At 50.5% G+C, this 5,626-nt stretch carries 6 protein-coding genes; 2 read left to right on the top strand and 4 right to left on the bottom strand.

Annotated features, from left to right (window positions below; genetic code table 11):
- Window positions 1-168 precede the first annotated feature (168 nt).
- Both Q0294_RS13620 and thiL read left to right on the top strand, forming a co-directional pair.
- Window positions 169-1,425 carry a trypsin-like peptidase domain-containing protein gene (locus tag Q0294_RS13620; protein ID WP_299466280.1) on the top strand — a complete coding sequence of 419 codons (1,257 nt, stop codon included), beginning with the start codon at window positions 169-171 and terminating at the stop codon, window positions 1,423-1,425.
- 240 nt (window positions 1,426-1,665) lie between these two features.
- On the top strand, window positions 1,666-2,592 hold the full coding sequence (gene thiL, locus Q0294_RS13615; protein ID WP_299466277.1) for a thiamine-phosphate kinase: 927 nt from the start codon (window positions 1,666-1,668) through the stop codon (window positions 2,590-2,592).
- 37 nt (window positions 2,593-2,629) lie between these two features.
- On the opposite strand, the gene rpoN is transcribed toward thiL, so the two are convergent.
- From rpoN to Q0294_RS13595, 4 genes are all read right to left on the bottom strand, one after another.
- Window positions 2,630-4,120 (bottom strand): RNA polymerase factor sigma-54, encoded by a 1,491-nt coding sequence (gene rpoN, locus Q0294_RS13610; protein WP_299466275.1) that lies wholly within the window; start codon window positions 4,118-4,120, stop codon window positions 2,630-2,632.
- 67 nt (window positions 4,121-4,187) lie between these two features.
- Window positions 4,188-4,808, bottom strand: a complete 621-nt coding sequence (recR, locus tag Q0294_RS13605) for a recombination mediator RecR (RefSeq protein ID WP_366917974.1) — start codon at window positions 4,806-4,808, stop codon at window positions 4,188-4,190.
- 88 nt (window positions 4,809-4,896) lie between these two features.
- Window positions 4,897-5,250, bottom strand: a complete 354-nt coding sequence (locus Q0294_RS13600; RefSeq protein WP_299466269.1) for a YbaB/EbfC family nucleoid-associated protein — start codon at window positions 5,248-5,250, stop codon at window positions 4,897-4,899.
- 2 nt (window positions 5,251-5,252) lie between these two features.
- The coding region (locus Q0294_RS13595) for a hypothetical protein (RefSeq protein ID WP_299466266.1) at window positions 5,253-5,626 on the bottom strand (374 nt) is incomplete at its 5' end.

The raw sequence follows: 5,626 nt of genomic DNA, 5'->3' as shown, positions 1-5,626 counted from the left end.
GCCCACCTCGATGAACTGAGCCACCGAATGATTAAGTGCTTTTATAAACTTACACTGTGCACTGTCTTACTTTTCACAGGATTTAGTGCATATTGTGAGAACAGTACCGCTTCCGACATACGGAACACGCCCCTGGTTCGCGCTATTGAACGTGCTAAAACCTCTGTGGTGAATATCCACAGCGAGAAAACAGCGCGCACAGACGACTCACTGTTCGGTTCCGGAAAGAACCGGAAAGTCAACGGGATGGGTACGGGTATTGTCGTTGACCCCAGAGGTTATATCGTTACCAATCATCACGTCATTGACGGGGTTGATTCCCTGCGTGTGACGATGCTGGATGGCAGCACGTATAATGCGCGAGTGATTTCATCCAACCAGAGCGAAGATCTGGCGATTATCAAAATCGATGCGACTAAAAAACTGACCGTAATGCCTCCGGGAACTTCTTCCGATCTGATGCTGGGAGAAACCGTCATTGCTGTCGGAAATGCGTTCGGCTACGAACATACTGTCACGTCCGGCATTGTCAGCTCGCTGTCGCGGGATGTGGAAGTCAATGAAAAGCAATCATACAAAAATTTAATTCAGACGGATGCCAGCATCAATCCTGGCAACAGTGGTGGTCCACTCCTGAATCTTGATGGCGAAGTCGTCGGGATTAACGTTGCCATTCGTGCCGGTGCTCAGAGAATCGGTTTTGCCATTCCCATTGACGATGCACGAAAAATCATCGCCGACCTGATCAGCACCGAGTTGCTCGATCACACTTATCACGGAATTCTGGCCAATGACATCAAACAGGGCGACAAGCAGATGCTGGTGCTCAACACGCCCGTTGAGAATAGTCCTGCAGAAAAATCGGGACTCAAGAAAGACGATATCGTCATGAAGGCCGGGTCCGTCAACGTAGTAGACCGCGCCGACCTGGAACGTGCATTAATGGGACACAAGGCAGGGGATACCGTCGACCTGCTCATTCGTCGCGAAGAAAAAACACAAACCGTACAGATCACACTGGCTGACGTTACGAGTGTTGCCCGCACCACCGAGCCTGTCAGTGCCCCGATTGTGCGAGCACAGAACAACGAAATTTCCAATGATCCGACCCTCGAAAAAACATGGGAACTGCTGGGCATTCGAATTTCGAAACTTCCGGATTCACAGAAGCATCTGATCAATTCCCGTTACGAAGGCGGCATGCTGATCGAAGAAGTTCGTCCGCAGAGCCCTGCAGCTCAGAACGGTATGCGAAGAGGCGATATTCTGGTCGGGCTGCATATCTGGGAAACAGTGAACCTCAGCAACGTCTCCTACGTTCTGAGTAACTCAAAACTTTCCACATTTAACCCGCTGAAGTTTTACATCCTTCGCAAAAATGAAACGCTATACGGTCATCTGCCGCTGAACATCACCAGCAGATAATCGCTTTCATTTCTGATCCATCATTCAGTTCATTCAAATCCATCCAGCCTGACACATTGCTCTCAAGCGTGTGTCGGGCTTTTTTTGTAGCGACACCTCTTCGAAATCGGACGTGCGGGAAAACCTCGCCCCCTGTCCCTCGCGAAAGATTCAACCGACCTGTTATGATAATGTGCTGTCGTATTGGTCATCACCAAAACGTGTCATTCTCTATCTTCCAGTGATTTATCATAAACCAGTATGGCTGCCTCATTTCACGAATTTGATCTCATTCACTGGATTCATAAGCAATGCCCCGCTTCACAGGCGGGACTCGTCGGCATCGGCGATGATACGGCCATTCTGCAACCGCCCGCAAACCGGGAACTGCTTTTAGCGACCGACATGCTGATGGAGGGAACTCATTTTACGTTCCCGCCTGCCACTCCCGAACTCGCCGGTCGTAAAGCATTGGCCGTCAATTTAAGTGACGTAGCCGCGATGGCAGGTGTGCCTCATTCTTGTCTCGTCAGCCTGGCGTTACCGCGATCACGGGGACCGGAATTTGCCAGAGCGGTCATGCAGGGTATCATCGATCTGGCTGCAGAATTTCAAATGCAGATCATCGGCGGCGATACCAATAGCTGGGATGGTCCGCTGGTCATCAATGTCGCCATTATCGGAACCGCGCCTCAATCCCGGTCAGTAAAACGTTCCGGCGCGACTCCCGGCGACTGGATTTTCGTGACCGGCGAATTAGGCGGCAGTCTTGCTGCCCACCACCTCACGTTTACTCCCCGCGTCAACGAGGCGGCCACGCTCACTAAAACCGTGACCATCAAATCCATGATCGATATCAGTGACGGCCTGGCATCGGACCTGCTGCATATTCTTGACGAATCGAACGTCGGCGCTCTGATCAATGCAACACAGATTCCCATTAGCGAAAGAGTGCCTGTGAGCGAATCAGCTGCAGCGCGTCTGCAACATGCTTTGTCGGACGGAGAGGATTTCGAACTATTGTTTACGGTTTCACCGGAAGAGGGGAAACGGCTGCTTACAGATAATCCGCTGGACATCAGGCTGACACATCTCGGCGAAATCACGACCGAGCAGGGGGCCTTGCTGCGACACGCCGATGGTTCACTCACCCCCGTCGAGAGCACTGGCTGGAAACATCAGCTGTAAAACACGACCAGAGAAAAGAGCAGGGGACAGTCAGCCGTTAATACTCGCGTCGCTGGCGTGAGGAAGGAATATTCATCGCCTTGCGGTATTTGGTGACCGTTCTACGAGCCAGATTGTACCCTTCTTTGCAGAGTTCTTCCACAAGTGCATCATCGCTTAAGGGCTTGTTCTTGTCTTCCGCATCAATGATCTCTTTCATCTTCAGACGAATAATCCCCCAGGCAACATCTTCTCCTTCAGAGGTTTTAGTTCCCCCTCCAAAGAATCGTTTGAGCGGATAAAGGCCTCGCGGGGTCTGAATCCATTTGTCATCGACGGCCCGGGAAACGGTTGTCACATGCACGCCTACCACGTCTGCAATCTGCTGCATTTTCAAAGGAACGATGTGCTCAGGACCGTTATCCAGGAACTCGGTCTGGAAATCGACAATCGCCTGCGCGACGCGTTTCAAAGTGCTCTGCCGCTGTTCGATCGCTTCAATTAACCACTTCGCAGAGTCAATTTTTTTCTTAATGTATTCTTTGGTCTGATCGTCGGTCTTATTACGCAGTAACTCTGCATACCGCCGACTGATTCTCAAAGGAGGCGTATATTCGTTTTCCAGCTCGATGACATACTTGCCTTTTTCATCAAGTTTGACAAATACATCCGGCGTCACGCGCAGCACCGGTTCCGATTCAAATCCCCGTCCGGGAAACGGATCAAGATAACGCAGATAGGACATCGCGTTTTTGATAGTATCAATCGAATAGCCGGTTTTACGCTGAATGACCGGCAGACGATTCTGACCCAGATCGTCCAGGTGAGAAGAAATCAGCGTCACCAGCATCTCGCGATAAGGGGCATCGGGTTTCAACTGCAACAACAGACACTCTCTGAGATCTCTGGCACCGACGCCGGGAGGATCGCATTTTTGAATCAGTTGCAATGCGTATTCCGCTTCTTCCTGTGAGATGGGTTTCCCGTAGACCTGCATAATTTCGCCCAGGGAACTTTGCAGCCGACCGTTGTGATCGAGATTCTGAATCAGGTACTCGCCAAACTCTCTCACTTCCGGAGAGCAGCTGAAGTAATGAAACTGTTCGAGCAGATAATCGTTCAGGGTCTGCTGACGTTCTGTGATATTCGCAACAGCGTCATTACTGCGATCCATATCATCACTGATGCGGTTCGACGAGGGCTTCGTAGCAGAAGTCACATTGTCTTCCGGCCACTGTTCCGCCATCTCCAGCAGACGTTCAAAGTCCGATTCGTTATTTTTATCGCTCCCGGCATCGATTTCTCTTCCATCGATCTCGGGGTTATTCGAATCCGAATTTGCCTGATCGCGCATCTGATCGAGTTCGGTATCGGGAGTGTTCTCGTCTCCACTCTCACGTTCCAGGCAGACATTCTCGGCCAGCTCCTGCTCAATCCGTTCTTCCAGCGCCTGCAAGGGTAGCTGCAAGATCTCCATTGACTGGATCATTCTGGGAGCCAGCTTCATTTGCTGGCCCATTTTCATTTGTTGTGAAATATTCAGATGCATGTATTATCCGAATTCTTACTCTCGCTGGTTGTCATACAAAATTGAAAACAAATGAAACTGAGTTTTTTTAAAATCTCTGTCGTCCGTGTAACGCGTCAGATAACATTTCTTTGTTAGCAAACTCTAGCACACTCCCTGAGGCAATCCCCCGTGCCAGTCTGGTAATTTCCACATTTTCGTTTTCGAGCAGGTTTGAGATATACAGGGCCGTCCCGTCTCCTTCGAGCGTGGGGTTGGTTGCCATGATAATCTCAGTCACGCCATCCTGTTTCACGCGACGAATCAACGCATCAATCGTAAGATTGTCCGGGCCAATGCCTTCCAGCGGGGAAATCCGACCTCGTAAAACGTGATACACGCCCTGAAACGAACTGGCTGCCTCCAGCGAAACCACATCGCGCGGCTGTTCGACGACACACACCAGTTTTTTGTCACGCCGGGAATCCGAACAGATACTGCAGAGTTCCGTTTCCGTCAGATTAAAACAGACAGAGCAGGGACGTACCGACTGCTTGACGGCCAGGATCGCGTTCGCCAACTGCTGCGCATCCCTCTCCGGGATTGCTAAGATGTAATGCGCGAGCCGTTCCGCAGACTTGCGGCCAATGCCGGGCAGTGTGGCAAACTGATCAATCAGGTGACCTACACTCGAACCATAAGGATGAGACTGGCTCTCTCTTCCACGCATCGACATAAAACTGACTCTTTTAAATCTGAAGAACTGCGAACTGTTACCAGGAAATGGATCAGAATACCATCACAAGATAGAAACCGTATTACGCACTCGGATTGAATTTGGACATCGCCTCTTCCAGACCGGGAATATTTAACCCTCCCGTCAACTGAGCCATCTCTCCAGCAGCACCTTCACGCGCTTTGTCCAATGCCTGATTGGCTGCCGCAGCCAGAAGATCTTCGAGCATCTCCTTGTCGCCACTGTCGAGCAGTGTCTGATCTATTTTTATCCCCAGAATTTTCTGCTGGCCGTTGGCTTCCGCAGTAACCATCCCGCCACCGGCTGAACCTTCAAATCGAAGCTTGCCCAGTTTTTCCTGCATTTCCTGCATGCGTCCCTGCATCTCTGAAAACTGCTTCATCATGCCGGCGATATTTCCCAGTCCTTTGAACATGGTCACGAATCCTCTTTTTTGTCTTCAACTTGCCTGTTTAAAACATCGACTCTCACACTCTGGGCATTAAAAACCGACAGTGCTTCCTGTAAAAAAACGTCTGAGGCCGGCGCCAAATCCCGCTGCTCAGCTCGCTTTTGAGCCATCGATGGTTTGCCTTGTTTCTCTTCAATCTCTGCTGACGATGTTGCGGGCTCCCGTAAAATAAACCGGATTTTAACCCGCTCCCCCGTCAGTTTTTCCAGCGAACGCTCGAGCCGATTCAGCATTTCGGGCCGCTCGCAGTATTGCTTTGCAAAATTATAGCTCTTGGAGAATACTAAATCCAGTTGTTTCGGCCCAGAAATTGCTATTGACTCCACTCCCTTCAAAGAGT

It is taken from the genome of uncultured Gimesia sp. (assembly GCF_937919775.1).
Classification (GTDB): domain Bacteria; phylum Planctomycetota; class Planctomycetia; order Planctomycetales; family Planctomycetaceae; genus Gimesia.
Note: the sequence above shows the minus strand (reverse complement) of the source record. Positions and strands in the feature narration are given on the sequence as shown.